At 66.3% G+C, this 18,049-nt stretch carries 6 protein-coding genes (1 of these 6 cut by a window edge); all 6 read left to right on the forward strand.

Going from position 1 to position 18,049, the window contains the following annotated elements; genetic code table 11:
* Positions 1–12,401 carry the 3' portion of an SDR family NAD(P)-dependent oxidoreductase gene (locus IM816_RS06335; protein WP_250340225.1) on the forward strand. The gene continues 148 nt to the left of window position 1, outside the view, so 12,401 of the gene's 12,549 nt are visible here — the last part of the coding sequence; the start codon falls outside the window, past its left edge; its stop codon occupies positions 12,399–12,401.
* A complete protein-coding gene (asnB, locus tag IM816_RS06340) occupies positions 12,376–14,223 on the forward strand; it encodes an asparagine synthase (glutamine-hydrolyzing) (protein WP_250340226.1) in 1,848 nt (615 codons plus the stop codon). Before IM816_RS06335 ends, asnB begins: the two co-directional genes overlap by 26 nt.
* A 241-nt stretch (positions 14,224–14,464) precedes the next feature.
* Positions 14,465–15,121 carry an MBL fold metallo-hydrolase gene (locus IM816_RS06345; RefSeq protein WP_218184781.1) on the forward strand — a complete coding sequence of 219 codons (657 nt, stop codon included), beginning with the start codon at positions 14,465–14,467 and terminating at the stop codon, positions 15,119–15,121.
* Between the two features lie 63 nt (positions 15,122–15,184).
* Positions 15,185–16,441, forward strand: coding sequence for a hydroxymethylglutaryl-CoA synthase family protein (locus tag IM816_RS06350; protein WP_072324073.1), 1,257 nt, complete (start codon positions 15,185–15,187; stop codon positions 16,439–16,441).
* 20 nt (positions 16,442–16,461) lie between these two features.
* Positions 16,462–16,716, forward strand: a complete 255-nt coding sequence (locus IM816_RS06355) for an acyl carrier protein (protein ID WP_250340227.1) — start codon at positions 16,462–16,464, stop codon at positions 16,714–16,716.
* A 35-nt stretch (positions 16,717–16,751) separates the two neighbouring features.
* A complete protein-coding gene (fabD, locus tag IM816_RS06360) occupies positions 16,752–17,894 on the forward strand; it encodes an ACP S-malonyltransferase (protein ID WP_250340228.1) in 1,143 nt (380 codons plus the stop codon).
* Positions 17,895–18,049: the final 155 nt, after the last annotated feature.

The raw sequence follows: 18,049 nt of genomic DNA on the forward strand, positions 1-18,049 counted from the left end.
TGCTGCATGAAAACGTCTCGGACCTTGCGCGACAGGCGTTTCGCTCGACCTGGCGAGGCAACGAGCCGTTCCTTCTCGACCACCAGGTTCTGCTTGGTGGTTCGCCCACGCCAGTGCTTCCCGCCGCAGCCTATCTCGAACTGGCGTATGCCGCTTTGCTCCGTGCGACCCCGGAAGACGCACGACGCCCGGTGATCGAGTTGCGGCATGCGGCGTGGATCGCGCCATTCGTTGCCAAGGGCGTGTCGTCGCTTCTGGTGACGGTATCGCCGGACGATCACGGCGCTTTCGACGTCGACATGCTGAGCGGCGAAGGCGATGCAGTACAGGTGCATGGCGAACTGAGCGCGGCATGGGTGGAACGCGAGCTACCCGAGGCGATCGATGTCGACGCCCTGTCCGCGACCATGCCTACGGCGATCGATGTGAGCCGGCTCTACGCGCGCTTTGCCGCTATGGGCCTGCTCTATGGGCCGAGCCACCGTACGATCGCGACGCTTTCGCGAGGCGATTCAGATGCGCTGGCCCGACTGATCCGTTGCGACGACATGGGCGGCGGCGGTGCGTTCGCCATGCCCCCGGGCATGCTGGATGGCGCTCTGCAGGCGTGTTTCGCACTCATCGATGACGTGAGTGAGCCGCATCTCCCCTTTGCGGTCGAGCAGGTCAGTGTGCTTGCGCCGTTGCCGCCCGAAGTGTGGGCCTGGGTGCGGCCGGGAAGGACCAGCAGCGATGCCGGTGTGCGTCACTTCGACGTCGATCTGCTGGACGACGAAGGTCGCAGCCTGGTACTGCTTCGCGGCCTGTCGGCACGTGCGCTGCATGGGGCCAGCAAGGGACGCCGGGCGCCACCACGGCTGGCCGTGGCCGATGCTGGCGGCACGTGGCGAGCACTGGACGAAGCGGCCAGGGCCGGCGAATGCCTGTGGCGCGAACATGCGTCCTACCTCGTGTTCGATGTGATCGAAGGGCCAGGTCGTGCCATCGCGGACGACATTTTGTCCCGCACGCGTCATGCACGCGTCATCGGGTTTGGGTCGGGCGAAGCGAACAGCGAACGCACCGCCGAATTCATCACAAGGGCGCAGGGACGCGCATCCTGGCATCAGGACATCCCGGATCGTGCTGCCATGTCGTCGCTCACGACGTCGCTCCATCCGTTGCGTGGCGTCGTGGCCTGCGATGGGAGTCTCGCGGAGAGCGTGCTCGCCGACATCGATGCCGCCACGGCAACGGCAGACCTCGACTTCTTCGTCGCAGGTGCTTCCGAAGATGCGGCGAACGGTTCGTTCACCGGCTTCGTGACGCAACGCCGTGCTCAGGTCGAAGGAGGCGATCGGCGTGGTGCGACGATCGCACTCTCCTGGACCGTCCTCGATCCGGCAGAGCTACCCGCCGCACTGGTCGCCGCGCTCGTCAGCGGTGCCGCACAGGTCAGGTTGCTCCCGCGCGTCGCCGCCGAACCGGCACCGGTCGTGACCGACGGCGCGGACGTACTCGCGCGTCTTCGCGACCATCTGCGCCGCGAGTTCGCCCAGACGTTGAAGCTGCGCGTGGAACGCATCGATCCGCGCGCGTCGCTCGAAGACTATGGCGTCGATTCGATCGTCGCGATGAAGCTGACGCGGCGCATCGAGGCGTCGTTCGGCCCGCAACCGAAAACGCTGCTTTTCGAATACCGTGACCTCGATGCCTTGGCGACGCATCTTGCCGCAGCCCATCCGGAGGCGCTGGCTCGACTGTTCGGGGGCGCCAAGGCCGCGACGCCCGTGATCACCCAGGTGGCAGCGGCAAGAGCACAACCGCGTGCCGCACGTGCACGCCAGCGCTTCGGCGCGCCGCGAACGACGGCGCGTGAGACGGCCGACGCGCAACCCATTGCCATTGTCGGCATCAGCGGCCGTTATCCGGGTGCGCGTGATTTGAACGCCTTCTGGGCCAACTTGCGCGATGGCATAGACAGCGTCGTGGAAGTACCGGCCGACCGTTGGGATTGGCGGGAGTACTACAGCGAGGACCGCACAGCTGCGGGACGGCACTTCAGTCGCTGGGGCGGTTTCATCGAAGGCGTCGACGAGTTCGATCCGCTCTTCTTCCGCATGTCGCCGACGGAGGCGCAACGCATCGACCCACAGGAACGCCTGTTCCTGCAGCACGCCTGGATGGCGATCGAGGACGCGGGTTATACGCGCGCGGCGCTGTCTGCGGGCGGCGACGTCGGCGTGTACGTGGGCATGATGTACAGCGAGTACCAGCTGTTCGCGGCCGAAGCGAGCGTGCGCGGCCAACGCCTGGGCGTCGCCGGCAGCTTCGCCAGCACGGCCAACCGTGTGTCGTTCGCGCTGGACCTGCACGGTCCGAGCATGACGCTGGACACGATGTGCTCCTCGTCGCTGACCGCGATTCATCTCGCCTGCCAGGACCTGCGCCTGGGCCGCACGGCGATGGCGATCGCCGGTGGCGTCAACGTAACGATCCACCCGAACAAGTACCTGGCCTTGTCGGCCGGCCAGTTCATTTCCAGCGAGGGCCATTGCCAGAGCTTCGGCGAAGGTGGTGACGGGTATATTCCGGGCGAAGGCGTCGGCGCGGTGGTGCTGAAGCGCCTGGCCGATGCCGAGCGCGACGGCGACGTGATCCACGGGGTGATCCGTGGCAGTGCGTTGAACCATGGCGGTCGCACGAACGGCTACACCGTACCGAACCCCCAGGCGCAGGCGGCTGCGATCGAGCGCGCCTTGAGCGAAGCGGGTGTGGACGTGCGCCGGATCGGCTATGTCGAAGCCCACGGCACCGGTACGCGATTGGGCGATCCCATCGAAATCGCCGCCTTGTCGCGGGCGTTTGGTCCCGCGGCGGAGAAAGGTGGCTGCCTGATCGGTTCGGCCAAATCGAACATCGGCCATTGCGAAGCCGCGGCGGGCATCGCCGGGCTGACCAAGGTGCTGTTGCAGATGCGCCATGGTCAGGTGGTGCCCTCGCTGCACTCGGCACGGCTTAATCCGCATATCGACTTTGCGTCGAGTCCGTTCACGGTGAACCAGACGCTGCGCGCGTGGGAGGCGCCGGTGGTCGAGGGACGTCGGGCGCCGCGGATGGCGGGCCTGTCGTCGTTCGGCGCGGGCGGCTCGAACGCGCACATGGTGGTGGAGGCGTACGAAGCGACCGCGATGGCGCTGCCGGAAGGCCCGGTGGTGCTGGTGTTGTCCGGTCGCACCGCGGAGGCCCTGCGTGGTCGGGTGACCGACCTGCTGACCTACCTGGAAGACCGCCCGGCGGCCCTGGCCTCGGTGGCGTGGACGCTGCAGATTGGCCGTGAGGCGATGAACGAGCGGCTGGCGTGCGTGGCCGCGGACGTGCCGGGTGCGATCGCACAGTTGCGTGCGTACCTGGAAGGCGAGGAGACCGAAGGCCTGTTCGCCGGTCAGGCGCAGCAGCATCGTGACGCGGTGGCGTGGTTTGCCGAAGACGCAGAGCTGCGTGACGCGGTGGCACGCTGGGCGAGTGCGGGACGGTTGGAGCGCGTGGCGCAGGCCTGGGTACGCGGCGTGGAAATCCCCTGGTCCGCACTGCATGGCGGACGGACGCTGCCGAAGACGAGCCTGCCGACGTATCCGTTTGCCCGCGAGCGCTATTGGCTGGATCTGCCAAAGGCCGATATCGCACCGGGGGCATCGCGGCTGCATCCGTTGTTGCACGAGAATGTGTCGGACCTTGGACGGCAGGCGTTCCGCTCGACGTTCCGTGGCGACGAATCGTTCCTGCGGGCGCATCGCTACAAGCGTGGGGGCGTTACGCGCCCGCTGATGCCCGCCGCGGCGTGGATCGGCATGGCGCATGCCGCCATCGAGCGCGCGATGCCGGCCGAGGCGCGCGTGGGTGCGCAACTCGTCGCACTCGAAGACATGGTGTGGGCTGAACCGCTGTTCGTCGATGGCGAGGTGGACGTCGATATCGGCCTGTCGCTGGGTGATGCTGGTGAGGTGGACGTTGCCATCGCAAGCGTCGACGGCGACGCGATACGCAGCCATGCGAGGTTGCGCGCCCGCTTGGCGAACGGTGCGCTCGATGGGCTGGATCTGCCGGCTCTCAAGGCGCGGATGACCGATAGCGACGCCGACGTCGAGACCTTGTACGCGCGTTTCGAAGCGATGGGCCTGATCTACGGGCCGGAACATCGCACGCTCCGCCACGTTGCGCGCGGTGCGGACGAGTTGCTTGTGCAACTCGATAGCGGGCATGGGCTGCCGGGCGAACATAGCCTGGCACCGGAACTCATCGACGGCGCGCTGCAATCGTGTATCGCGCTGCTGGACAGCGCAGAGGGCGCATGGCTGCCCTTTGCCGCCCGTCGTATCGTGGTGGCTGCGCCTTGTGCTGGCGAGATGGTCGCCTGGGTGCGTCGGCTCGCCGAGGACGACGCAACGCAACAGCGCTTCGACATCGACATCGTGGATCGCCACGGCCGTCCATGCGTTCGTATCGAGGGTCTTGCAGTACGGCGCGTACCCGACGACGCTTCGGTGGACAGCGTCGTTGCCTTCGTGCCCTCGTGGTCCGCTCCGCTCGCCGATACTTCCGAGGTCACGAACGGAAGAGAGCACTGGTGCGTTATCGCTCCGTCCGACCTTGCGGAAACCTTTGCGGAGTCGCTGGGTGCAACGAGCGTCGAACGACTGGACGTTCCTGCATCGGACGATGCCGAAGGTCTGCTCGCCCATATCCTCGTGACTGTCCAGCGGCTTGCCGCCATGGATTCGCCGCCGGCCTTGCGCGTCGCATGTCTGGCCGGCGTCGACGACGCGTGCGTCGCGGCGCTGGCGGGCTTGCTTGCCACCGCAGGGATGGAACATCCGGAGCTTTCCCCGTGCGTGATCGACGTTCGTACCGCAGGGCGTGTGTTCGCGGCGGCGGCAGTGGCCGCTCGCGCCGGGCATGTGCATGTGCGCATCGACGCCGACGGAAGCTGGCGGCATCGCACGTGGACCGAGCAGGCGGTTGAGACGAAGGCATCGGTGAACATCCGTCGCGGCGGCGTCTACCTCGTGACCGGTGGACTGGGCGGCATCGGTCGGCTGGTCGCGCGCGATCTCGCCAGCGCAGGTGCGCAGGTCGTTGTCACCGGGCGTGCTGCGCCCGATGCGGTGCACGCTGAGGCGACGGCGGCACTTTCCGTTGCGCCGGGGGACGTTCTCTACCGTCAGCTCGATCTCGAAAATGCGCACGACGTACGGCGTCTGGTGGCGTCCATCTTGGCGGAGCAGGGTCGGTTGGACGGTGTGCTGCATCTGGCCGGCGCTACGGATGACGGCCCGTTGGCAGGCAAGACCCGCGACGAATTCAAGGCGTTGCTCCGGCCCAAGGTGAGCGGCACGCGCCATCTCGACGACGCGACGCGCGACGTGGCGCTGGATATGTTCGTCCTCTTTTCTTCCGTTGCCGGTGCCTTCGGCAACGTGGGGCAGGCCGACTACGCCGCGGCCAATGGCTATATGGACGGGTTCGCCGCTGAGCGTGCACGTCGCGTCGTAGCGGGCGAGCGGCATGGACGCAGCGTATCGATCGGCTGGCCGCTGTGGGCCGAAGGCGGGATGCGTCCAGATGCGCACCGTCTCGACATGCTTGCACGGACCACGGGTATGCGTGCGCTGGATAGCGAACGCGCACTGGCCGTACTGCACGCCGTGATCGCGAGCGACGCGCCGCATGTCGCGGTACTGGGCGGCGACGTGGCACGGCTGCGCCGGACTGTGGCTGCGCTGACGCGCGAGGCAGCGCCAAAGGCGGCGCCGCTTCCTGCGTCGACCACTGCTTCCGAAATTTCGGCCACGGCACAGGGGCGCGCCGAGGATGTCCTGCGGGTCCGACTGGCTGCCACCCTGAAGATGCCGGCATCGTCGATCGATCCCGCCACGCCGTTCGAGGACTATGGCCTGGATTCCATCCTGGCGGTTCGTCTGGTTTCCGAACTGGAAAAGACCTTCGGCGAACTGTCGAAGACGCTTTTCTACGAGCACCGCACGTTGCGCAGCCTGGCGAGTTTCCTGCTTGCTGCGAAGCCTTCGGCATTTCCGTCTGCCGAAGCAGGTGCCGCACGACCCGTCGCTGCGCCGAGTCCCATGGTGGCTACGGCTCTCAGCGGGCGTCGCTTCGCAGGCATCGCGAGCCCCGCGGCGCCGCGCGAACGCGACGTTGCTATCGTCGGCCTTGCGGGGCGCTATCCCATGGCCCCCGACCTGGTGACGTTCTGGAACAACCTGCGCGAGGGCCGCGACTGCATCACCGACGTGCCCCCGGATCGCTGGGACGTCGCCCGTTACTTCGACGCCGAACCGGGCAAGCCCGGCACCACGTATACGCGCTGGGGTGGCTTCCTCGACGAGATCGACCGTTTCGATCCACTGTTCTTCGGTATATCGCCCAAGGAAGCCGCATTGTTGGATCCGCAGGAACGGCTGTTCCTCGAGACAGCGTGGCAGGCCGTGGAGGACGCCGGTTACGCGCGCTCCGCCATCGCGGGCAGCCGTACCGGCGTGTTCGTCGGCGTGATGTGGGGTCAGTACGAACTCTACGGCGCCGAGGCGCTCGCCGCGGGGCAGGGCGTGCCGAGTTCGTCGTATGCGTCGATTGCCAATCGTGTGTCCTGGCTGCTCGATCTGCGTGGGCCGAGCATGGCGGTGGACACCATGTGCTCGTCGTCGCTCACGGCGCTGCACCTCGCCTGCGAGGAGATCCGGCGCGGCAAGATCGATGCCGCCATTGCAGGTGGCGTCAATGCCAATGTGCATCCGCACAAGTACCTCACCCTGAGCCAGGGGCGGTTCGCGGCCACGGACGGTCGTTGCCGCAGCTTTGGTGCAGGGGGCGACGGTTATGTGCCCGGCGAGGGCGTGGGCGCCGTGTTCCTGAAACCACTGGATCACGCGCTGCGCGACGGCGATCACGTCTACGGCATCGTGCGCGCCAGTGCGCTCAACCACGGCGGCAAGAGCAGCGGCTACACCGTGCCGAACCCGGTGGCGCAGGCGGAGGTGATCGAAGCGGCCTTCACGAGCGCAGGCGTGGCAGCCGACACGGTGTCCTACATCGAGGCGCATGGTACCGGCACCGCACTGGGCGATCCGATCGAGATCACCGGTCTCGCACGCGCGTTTGCCGCGCGCGGCGGATCGTCGAAGGGCTGCGCCGTCGGCTCGGTGAAGTCGAACATAGGTCACCTCGAAGCGGCGGCGGGCATCGCAGCGGTCACGAAGGTGCTGTTGCAACTGCGCCATGGCGAACTCGTGCCGACGCTGCATGCCGATGTACTCAATCCCAACATCGCGTTCGCGAGCACGCCGTTCCAGGTTCAGCGGCGCGCCGAGGTGTGGCATGCCGATGCGCAGCAGCCTCGTCGGGCAGGCGTCAGCTCGTTCGGCGCGGGCGGCGGCAATGCGCACGTGGTGATCGAGGAATGGCGCGACACGGTATCGCCGGCTACAGCGGAGGGCCCCGTCGCCCTTGTGTTGTCCGCGCGGGACCCGGTGGCGTTGGCCCAGCAGGCGCGTCGCCTTGCCACGTTCCTCGATGACGCGGCCGATGGCGAGATGCACGATATCGCGTACACGCTGCAGGTAGGGCGCACGGCGATGGACGCGCGCCTGGGGCTCGTGGCCGCCGACCGCCGCGACGCCGCCATGCGTCTGCACGCATGGGCCGACGCGCGTTTTGCCACGCCGGACGCACCGCTTTCGAGCGGCGACGACGGGCTGATCGCAGGTCATGCGAGCCAGATCCCTCCTTATGCGCAGCGACTGGTGGAAGGCGAGGTCGGGCGACGTTTCGTCGGTGAACTCGTCGCGCGCCGCGATCTGGCTCGACTGGTTCATCTGTGGGTGCTTGGCATCGCGCTGGACTGGACGCCGCTGCACAGCGATCGGCGTCCACGGCGGCTTTCGCTTCCCACCTATCCGTTCCAGCGGCAGCGTTGCTGGATCGGACCTGAGAAGGCCGACGACGGCGCCGGCCTTCCGGCGGCCTCGGGGCGTCTGCTGCGGCATTGGGCCGAGACGTCGCGGCTTGCGTCCGCGTCGGTCTCCTCAGTATTGGTGGCCGACACGGACGCTGCCATCGCTGCGGTGGCGAACATGCAGCCCGCACCGGGCCGTATCGTGCGCCTGCAGGATCGACACGCGGATATCGATGCCATGCGCGTCTTCGTGCAGCGTCTCGCCACCAGTGGTGGCGTGCCGACCCACGTGCTCTGGCGGGCCACGGACGAACGAGACGACGCGCTGGCTCTGATGCTTCTCGTGCGCGCCATGCTGGAGGCAGGACAGGCCGCTACGCTGGTCGCGATCGTCGACGAAGGTGCACCGTTGCAGGAAGCGCTTGCCGGGTTGCTCCGTACGCTCGCGCTGGAGCAGCCCTCGTGGCGCACCGTCACGCTGACGATGGCCGCTGGCGTTTCCGCCACGGCCGACGAACGGACGCGTCTGGCCCTCGACGAGGCGGCCGCGGCGACGGCGCCGACGGCCGAAGTCCGCTATACGCGTCACGGCAGCGATGGTTCCTGGCAACGCGCGCTACGCGTTGCTCGCGTGGAACCCGGCGTTGGTGAGGCCTCGTTGCTCTCGCCTATCCGGCACGGCGGCACCTACCTGGTGACGGGCGGTCTCGGCGGGCTCGGGCGGATCGTCGCCAGCGATCTGATGCGCCGCTGCCAGGCACGCGTGATGCTGGTCGGGCGCTCGTCGCTCGGCCAAGAGGGCGAGCGTGAGCTGGCCCGTATGGCTGCCGAAGGGGGCGAGGTGGCGTACGCCAGCATCGACGTCAGCGATCCCGCCGCTGTCGAAGCGTTGCTCGATCAGGTGCGGCAGCGCTTCGGCGCCCTGCATGGCGTGATTCACGCTGCAGGAACGCGCCGCGACGGTGCGCTCCTGCAAAAGGACGCCGATGCGTTCCGCGACGTCACGCGCGCAAAGATCGACGGGACGCTCGCACTCGATGCCGCGACCCGTCATCTCGATCTGGATCTGTTCGTGCTGTTCTCGTCCATGGCCGGCGTCAACGGTAACCCTGGGCAGGCCGACTACGCTTATGCCAATCGGTTCCTCGATGCCTTTGCCGCGCAGCGCGAGGCGTGGCGCGACCAGGGGCTATGTAACGGTCGCACGATCAGCATCGCGTGGCCGTTGTGGGAACACGGTGGCATGCGGGTGGACGCGGCGCAGGCGCAGCGGCTGCTTCGTCGCAACGGCATTGCCGCGCTGTCGACCACCGAAGGCCTGCGCCATTTCCACGCGGCCTTGCGTGCGGGAGAGCACGTGGTCGTGCCTCTTCATGGCGATCTCGCTCGCCTGGCCCATGCGACTGCTACGCCTCACGCTCCTTCGGCTGCGGTGACGCCGCAGGCGCACGTGCCCCTGGCACCGGTAGCGTCGTTCGACATGCTTGCGCGCGTTCGCGAACTGGTCGCGGAGGAAACCGGCGTGCCGATGGCGGCGATCACCGAGAGCGATCGTTTCGATGCCCTGGGTCTCGACTCCGTGGCGATCGGCCGACTGACCGCTCGCCTGCGGGGCATTGCCGGCGACGTACCGCAGACACTGTTCTACGAACAGGAAACGGTGGGTGCCGCGGCAGCGTATCTTGTGCGCCACGCGCCACAGCACACCATGGCCACTGCAGTCGCCGCGCCATCACATGTCGTGATGCTGCCCGCGGCGCGCAACGACGACGCCCAGGAGAAGATTGCCATCGTGGGCATCCACGGGCGTTTCCCGGGCGGCGCGGACCTGGATGCGTTCTGGCAGACACTGGAGTCCGGTCGCGAGGCGATCGTTCCCGTTCCCGCATCGCGCTGGGACGCGGAGGCGTGGTACGACGCATCGCCCGACGCGGCGGCGCGCGGGCGCATCGGTTGTCGCCATGGCGGATTCATCCCCGACGTCGACCATTTCGACGCCGCGTTCTTCCGCATTCCCGCCGATGAGGCGGCGGTGATGGACCCGCAGGAACGCCTGTTCGTCGAGTCGGTATGGCATGCGTTGGAAGACGCCGGCTACACCCGTCAGGGACTTCGGCAGGCGTACCCGCGAGACAAGGGTGCGAACGTCGGCGTGTTCGTGGGCACCACGACGCAGTCGTATGCCTTGCTTGCGGAGAGTGCCCGACGCGACGGCGTCATGCAGACACCCACGTCCCTGCCTTGGTCGATTGCCAATCGGGTGTCCTATCTGTTCGACTTCCGTGGCCCGAGCATGCCGGTCGATACGGCGTGCTCGTCCGCGCTGGTCGGCTTGCATCTGGCTAGCGAAAGCCTGCGCCGCGGGGAGTGCGCGGTAGCGGTCGCCGGTGCAGTTAACCTGTATCTGCATCCGTTGAAATACCTCTCGCTGAGCCAGCGTGGCATGCTCGCCAGGCATGGCGCTACGCGTAGCTTCGGTGCGGGCGACGACGGATTCGTGCCTGGCGAGGGGGTGGCGACCGTAATCCTGAAGCGCCTCTCGGACGCGCTCGCCGATGGCGACCGGATCCATGGCGTGCTGGCGGCGACGGGCTTCGAACATGCGGGGCGGGGCAACGGCTATGCCGCACCGAACCCGAATGCCCAGGCGTCGCTCATCCGCCGTGTGCTGGCCGCAGGCCAGATCGATCCCGACTCGATCGACTGCGTCGAAGGTCACGGCACCGGCACACCGCTGGGTGACGAGATCGAGCTGCGCGCGCTGGAGCAGGTGCTGGGCGGGTCCGCCACGCGTACCGCTCCTGCGTCCCTCGGCTGCGTCAAGAGCAACATCGGTCACCTCGAAGCAGCAGCCGGCATGTCGTCCCTCGCGAAGGTGCTGTTGCAGATGCGTCATGGTCGCTTCGTGCCGACCTTGCACGCACGCACGGATGCCCCAGCGGCCGCGGTGGTCTTGCAGCATGCGGGCAGCCACTGGCCTGCACCGGCTCAACGTCCGCGTAGAGCACTGATCAATGCGTTCGGCGCGGGCGGCGTCAATGCCTGCATCGTGCTGGAAGACCCGCCACCGTCGCCTGCGTCTAAGGCCTTCGACGAGAGGCGGACGCACGCATTCCTGCTGTCGGCGGTGGACGAGGATCGTCTCCGCGCATACGCAGCAGCGTTTGCGCACTGGATGACGAATGCGTCGGAACCCCTGGGCGCGATCTGCGAAGCCGTGTCCCGACGCGAAGCCATGTCTGTTCGGCTCGCCGTCAGTGGAGTGGCCGCCGCCGACGTAGCGCGCGAACTCGCGGCGTGGGTGGAGGGCTCCCCATCGCGCGTACAGGTCGCATCCGTGAACGCACGCGCTGCCACCGCTGCGCCTGCGGAAGGTGCCGTGCCGGATCAGGCAGAGGCCGTGATCGCTGCTTGGCTTGCGGGCGCATGGGTGCCCCGCGTACGCGGACGGGCCGCGCTGCCCGTCGGTATGCCGGGGTATCCGTTTGCGCCGACATCGCATTGGATCGCGCGTTCCGCGCCGCTGCCCGATGTCGCCACGGTCCCGTCGGTCGAGGAGCGCTTGCATCCGTGGGTGTCTTACAACGCCTCGACGCTACGCCAGACCGCGTTCGATTCCTGGCTCAGGGCGGACGAGGTAGCGCCGTTGACGACGCTGCGCGACGACGTGCCCGTTCTGTCGATGCCTGCGCTGCTGGAAATCGCCGCCGCATGCGGCACCCTGGCCGGCGAACGCCGCGTCGCCACGCTGCGCGACGTCGCCTTCCCGGACATGCTGACGCTGGAGCGGGACCTGCATCTCGTGCGGACGGTGCTCGAGTACGAAGGCGACGGCATCCGCTTCCGCATTGGCGACGGTCCCGGCGATACGTCTCGCTGCTTTGCGTCCGGCATGCTGTTGCCGACCACGGTCGAGCCAGCCGATACCTTGCCGCGTTACGACCTGCGCTCGTTGCGCAGCCGTGCACATCCCCTGTCGCGTGCGGCCATGGATGCGAGTCTCGGATGCCACGGCATGGCACCTGCGCATGCAGGCATCGATGCGTTGTGGATGAGCGGCGCTTTCGCCCTGGCACGCATCGTCATGTCGGCCGACGACCGCGGGGCCGACGAACGTTTCGTTATGCAGCCGTCGTTGTTTGGCGCGATTGCGGACACGGTGACCGCGTGGGTGGATCGCGACGATCCTTCCGCCGACGTGGAGATCGCCGGCATCCGTGAACTTGGCCTCTATCGCGGCCTGCCGCGGCAGTGCCACGTGCTGGTCGAACGCGCCGAGGGTGAGCCGGCATCGATCCATGCGAGCGTGCTGGATGAGCAAGGCGGCGTCATCGCAACGCTACGCGGTATCACATTGAAACTCCGGTCGCGCACGCCGCCAAGCGGCAGTTCGCAATCCAACCAACGCCTGGCAAAGGAGACGCAGGATGTGCGGTATCGCGGGATGGCTTGATTTCAGCCAGGACATAAGAGACCGGCGGCACATCGTCGAGGCCATGACGGTGACGCTGGCCGCGCGTGGACCTGACGGGCAGGGCGTCTGGATGGATAAGCACGTCGGCCTGGGCCATCGTCGCCTGGCCGTGATCGATCTCGCTGGCGGCGTGCAGCCCATGGTGCACGATGGCGGCACGGACACCACCGTGGCGCTCAGCTACAACGGGGAGATCTACAATTTCGCCGCTCTGCGCGCGGAGCTGGAGGCCCTTGGCCATCGCTTCACGACGCGCTGCGATACGGAGGTCGTACTCCGCGGTTATCTCCAATGGGAGGAGGGCGTGGTCCGCCGACTGGAGGGCATGTTTGCCTTTGCAGTGTGGGACGCGCGACGCCAGCAGCTGCTGCTGGCGAGAGACTTTCTGGGCGTCAAGCCGCTCTATTACCAGCGCATCGGCAACGGGGTCGTGTTCGGCTCTGAACCGAAGGCGTTGTTGGCTCATCCGGACGTACGCGCGCGCACCAACGAGGATGGCCTGCGCGAGATTTTCGTGCTGGCTCGCACGCCGGGGCGGACGCCCTATGCGGATATCCACGAGGTAAAACCCGGGGAGATGCTGCGCTTCGACCGCGAAGGGATGCGGGCCGATCGCTTCTGGCGTTTCGAGGCACGGCCGCACGAAGACGACCTCCCCGCGACCATTGCACGGGTTGGGGAGCTGCTGGAGAGCGCGGTCCGCCAGCAGATAGTCAGCGACGTACCGTTGTGTACGCTTCTTTCGGGCGGCCTGGATTCGTCCGCCATCACAGCCATTGCGCATGCGGCGACGGCTGCACAAGGGCAGCCGATGCGAACGTTCTCGGTCGACTTCGTCGGTCAGTCCGACGACTTTGCGGACGATGGTCCGCACAAGTCGCATGATGCGCCTTTCGTGCGTGACTTCGTTCGTCATGTCGGCTGCGACCATACGGACATCGTGCTGGACAGCAGCGAGTTGGCCGAAGGCTCGCTGAATCGCACGGTGCTCCACGCAAGCGACTTGCCGCTGAATCTTTCGGGCGACATGTGCTCCTCGCTCTATCGGCTGTTCCGGGAGGTCAGGAAGGAATCGACGGTGGCCCTGTCCGGCGAGTCGGCCGACGAGATCTTCGGAGGCTATGCGTGGTTCCATCAGCCCGCCGTGCATCAAGCCCGCATGTTCCCGTGGCTCACCATGACCGGCAGCGTGTTTCACGGTGGCGACATCCTGGATCGCGGTCTGCGCGAGCGGCTGCGGCTGAAGGAGTTCCAGGCAGACAGCTACGCGACTGCGATGGCCGAGGTGCCACGGCTGGATGGGGAGCCGGCACACGATGCCCGCATGCGCGAGTTCTCCTATCTGCACATGTCGCGCTTCCTCCAGTTCATGCTCGATCGGAAGGATCGGATGAGCATGGCGGTAGGCCTCGAAGTGCGTGTGCCATTCTGCGACAGCGCCCTGGTCGATTACGTGTTCAACATTCCCTGGGATATGAAAGCGTTCGATGGAAGGGAAAAGAGCGTATTGCGTGCGGCGGTGGAGCAGCGCCTGCCACGATCGATCGTGGAGCGCACAAAGAGTCCTTACCCGTCGACACAAGACCCTGCGTACGAACGTGCGCTACGCGCCAGAGTGGCTGCGTTTCTCGATACGCCAAATCATCCGGCGCGTCCCTTGTTCGACGAGCGCACGGTGCGGCGGATGACCACTCGGCCGATGAACGGCGATCGTTCATTGCACTATCAGCGCGCGGACATGGAGCGGGTGCTCTCGGTCGCCGAGTGGATCGAGGCCTATGACGTCGAACTGGCATGTTGATGCCATGCAGCATGCGTCGGTATCGGCAAAAATTCGTATTGACGCCGCATCGCGAATTGATTCTACTTCGAAGGTCAACGGTTGCCGGTTCCATGAACCGGTGGTGCCCACAGTGGCTAGGGGGAATGCCGCTGCGAAGGAGTCTCGGTACGGCATGCGCCGTGGCGAAGGGGGGATGGATATGAGCGGAGACTCGCCCTGTGCGGTCGCGGCGCCTGTCGCGACCAGCCGGACGCGTGTCGTGGTGCTTCGTACCACGCGTGGCAGCATGACCAACTACAACTACGTCGTCGTCGATGTGGCGACCCGTCAGGCTGTGCTTGTCGATCCGTCCTGGCAGGCGGACGTGGTCGTCGGCGCGGTGGTCGACGCCGGAGCGCGCGTTGCCGGTATCCTGCTTACCCACTCGCATCCCGATCACATCGACCTCGCAGCGTCGCTGGGCGAACGCTTCGGCTGTCCGTTGTGGATGTCGAAGGAAGAGATCGCCTGGTCCGGCTACCATGCCCCCGGACTCGTCGCCATCGACGAGACGCCGTTTCATGTCGGTTCGATGACGATCCGCCCCATGCTTACGCCTGGGCACACACCCGGATGCATGTGCTACCGCGTGGACGATGATCTGTTCACCGGCGACGTATTGTTTGCGGAGGGCTGCGGCATCTGCCCCGATGTGGGTGCTGCGCTGCGCATGTACGACAGTCTGGGTCGCATCCGCCGGGAGATCGGCGAAACGACGCGCATCTATCCGGGTCACTCGTTTGGACTGGCCCCCGGCCAGTCGTTTGCGACCGTGCAGCGCGAAAACATCTATCTGCAATTCAGCAACAGGGACGACTTCGCCGCCTTCCGCACGCGGAAGGGGCAGAGTCGCGCGAAGCTCTTCACGTTTCACTAAAGCGCGTGCGTCAGGAGCCGGCCGCATGGCCGGTGGCGTCGCCGGTAAGGCAACGGGGGAATCATGCGAGCGGTTGGTATCGAAGCAATGAACGTCTACGCGGGCACCGCGTGCGTCGACGTGGAAGCGTTGGCGGGTCATCGGGGACTGGACATGACCCGGTTCGCCAATCTCCTGATGAAGGAGAAGACAGTGGCGCTGCCGTATGAAGACCCCATCACCTACGGCGTCAACGCCGCGCGTCCGCTCATCGATGCGATGACGCCGGAAGAGAAGGACCGGATCGAGGTGGTCATCACGTGTACCGAGTCGGCTTTCGATTTCGGCAAGTCGATGAGTACCTATTTTCACAAGCTGCTTGGCCTGAACCGCAACTGCCGGCTCTTCGAACTGAAGAACGCGTGCTATTCGGGCATCGCAGGCCTGCAGACGGCAGCGAACTTCGTGTTGTCCAGCGTTTCGCCCGGTGCGAAGGTGCTGCTTATCGCAACCGACATTTCCCGTTTCATGACGGAAGCGGGCGGTGAAGGGCTGACCGACGACTGGTCTTTCTTCGAGCCGAGCAGTGGCGCGGGTGCGGTAGCCGCCATCGTGAGCGACCAACCGCACGTGTTCCGCATCGACGTCGGCGCGAGCGGCTACTACGGCTATGAGGTCATGGACACCTGCCGCCCGGCACCGGACAAGGAAGCGGGGGACGCCGATCTTTCGCTGCTCTCGTACCTGGACTGCTGCGAGAAGGCTTTCATGGAATACCAGTCGCGCGTGGAAGGTGCGGACCTGGCGAAGACCTTCACCTACCTCGCTATGCACACGCCCTTTGGCGGCATGGTGAAGGGCGCTCATCGCAACATCATGCGCAAGGTTGCCAAGGCGAAGCCCGCGGACATCGAGGAAGATTTCCAGCGTCGCGTGTCACCCAGCCTGCACTTCAATCAGCGCGTCGGCAACACCATGGGAGCGAGCACGCTCATGGCGATCGCGAGCACCATCGAGCACGGCAACTTCGACGAGCCGCGCCGCATCGGCTGCTTCTCGTACGGTTCCGGGTGCTGTTCCGAGTTCTTCAGTGGCGTGGTGACCCGCGAAGGGCAGGAGCGGGTGCGTGCCCAGGGTATCGGCAGCCAGCTCGGTCGACGCCATACACTGAAAATGGACGAGTACGACGAATTGCTGGCCACCAGCCACCTGGTGAAGTTCGGCACGCGCAACGCATCGCTCGACCCCTCCTTCGTGGCCACGGCCCGCGGCGTTCATGGCCGCGAGACGCTGTTCCTGAAGGAGATCAAGGAATTTCACCGCGAATACGAATGGGTGTGACGCCCGCAGAGGATAGTGCCGTGAATCAAGAAGATATCTTGCAGCTCATCATCCAGCACGCCCGCGACGTGCTGCCCTCTCTGGAAGGTCGCGAACTGTCGCCAACCGACTCGTTGCGCGAGCTGGGCGCAAATTCCATGGATCGATCAGAGATCGTCATGATGACGCTCGAGGCCATAGATATGGACATGCCACTGGCGGAAACGATCAAGGCGAACAACATCGGTGAACTCGCCCAGTTGCTGGCCGACCGTAAAGCGGGCCTCACGGCCTGATCGGAACTCGCAGGGGAAATCCAATGAAGACATGCATGTTCCCGGGCCAGGGTTCCCAGGCCAAGGGCATGGGCGGCGCCGCGCTGTTCGACGCCTTTCCCGACGAGGTGGCGGCGGCTGACGGCATCCTCGGCTATTCGATCCGCGAGTTGTGCCTGGACGATCCGCGCGGCCAGCTCGACAGTACGCAATTCACGCAGCCAGCCTTGTTCGTGGTCGGGGCGTTGTCGTACATGGCACGGCAGAAGGCCTGCGAGCCCGAACCCGACTATTTCGCCGGTCACAGCCTCGGCGAGTTCAATGCCCTGCATGCGGCAGGCGCGTTCGACTTCGCTACGGGTGTAAGGCTGGTGCAGAAGCGCGGCGAGCTGATGAGCCGAGCCTCCGGTGGCGGCATGGCCGCCGTCATCAACGCGGATCCTGCGGCCATCGAGGCCACGCTGCGCGAGCACGGCCTCGATCGCGTCTACCTCGCGAACTTCAACACGCCTGTGCAGGTCGTCATCTCGGGTGACCGTGAACAGGTGGCGGCAGCACAACCGCATCTGCAGAAGGGCCGTGTTCTGGTCTTTCCGTTGAAGACGAGCGGTGCCTTCCACACACCGTTCATGGCGGAAGCGCAGAAGGAGTTCGCCGCGTTTCTTGCCACCGTAAAGCTGGACGATCCACGCGTCCCCGTCATTGCCAACACGACGGCACGCCCGTACGAGCAAGGTGCGGTCGCGGCGACCCTCGCCAGCCAGATCGCCAGCCCGGTGCGCTGGGCTGACGCCATGGCGTACCTCATGGGCTTGGATGGCGACATGGCTTTCGAGGAAGTCGGCCATGGCGACGTGCTGACGAAGATGCTTCGCGCCAACCGCGTCCCTGCCAAGCCTGCAGTGGCTTCGTCCTCGCCACCGGCGCCAGCATCGGCTCCGACGCCGACGCCGACGCCGACGCCGACGCCCGCACCAGTCGTCCACGGAGACGCCGCTCCGCGGACAGGCGACGCGAACGCGAAGGTGGAGGCGTGGAACCAACGCTATCCCGTCGGAACGCGCGTGGTTTCGGTCCAGACGTCGAAGGAGCCGTTGACGACGCGCACCCAGGCGCTGGTGCTGTTTGGCCATCGTGCCGCGGTGTACCTCGAAGGGTATGAGGGCTACTTCGACCTCGACGAGTTGAACGTCGCCTGACAATGCGACCGGAAACGAGACACGCGATCCCGAAAGCGGGACGGCCGAGGGCTCGCGTGACTGCGCAGAGCGCGCCATGGTGCGCTTTCGCGCATGGCACGGAGCTTGCTGTACGTCCTCGCCACCTGTGGGTGTTCGCATGGCCATCCGGCGCG

The organism is Luteibacter flocculans (assembly GCF_023612255.1).
Lineage (GTDB): Bacteria > Pseudomonadota > Gammaproteobacteria > Xanthomonadales > Rhodanobacteraceae > Luteibacter > Luteibacter flocculans.